This is a genomic window from Vibrio sp. 1641, assembly GCF_033339995.1.
GTDB classification, from domain to species: Bacteria; Pseudomonadota; Gammaproteobacteria; order Enterobacterales; family Vibrionaceae; genus Vibrio; species Vibrio alginolyticus.
This window is the reverse complement of sequence record NZ_JAWOVP010000286.1, coordinates 1-619: the sequence shown is the minus strand read 5'-3', so window position 1 is coordinate 619 and position 619 is coordinate 1. Positions and strand designations below refer to the sequence as shown.

The 619-nt window shown below is 49.1% G+C and carries 1 protein-coding gene; it reads left to right on the top strand.

Annotation, left to right across the window (positions count from 1 at the left end; translation table 11 throughout):
- A partial coding sequence (locus R7Z47_RS25560) for a TRAP transporter substrate-binding protein (protein WP_318130858.1) occupies positions 1–619 on the top strand: 619 nt, incomplete at both ends.

Genomic DNA, 619 nt, shown 5'->3' with positions numbered 1-619 from the left:
GAAGTTCGTATCCGTATCTACCCTGATGCGCAGTTAGGCACTCAGCGTGAATCGATGGAGCTGATGCAAAACGGTGCTCTGGATATGGTGAAGAGCAACGCGGCAGAATTGGAAGCTTTCTCCCCTGCTTACGCAGCATTCAACATGCCTTACTTGGTCCGCGATAAAGACCACTACTACAAAGTGACAGACGGGGAAGTGGGTCGCGAAATCCTGAATTCTTCAGCGGACAGCGGCTTTATTGGTGTGACTTACTACGATGCGGGCGCACGTAGCTTTTACACCAACAAACCAATCAATACGCCGGAAGATCTAAAAGGTCTGAAAGTACGTGTACAGCCGAGCCCATCTGCTATTGCGATGGTAAAAGCGTTAGGTGGTAACCCGACACCATTGGCATACGGTGAGCTATACACAGCATTACAACAAGGCGTGGTGGATGCTGCGGAAAACAACATCCCATCATTTAGCTTGAGCCGTCACAGTGAGGTATCGAAATACTTCAGCCTAGACGAGCACACCATGGTGCCAGACGTATTGGTTATTTCGACTAAAACGTACGACAAGCTAACACCTGAGCAGCAAAAAGCACTGATGAAAGCAGCAGCAGACTCATCTG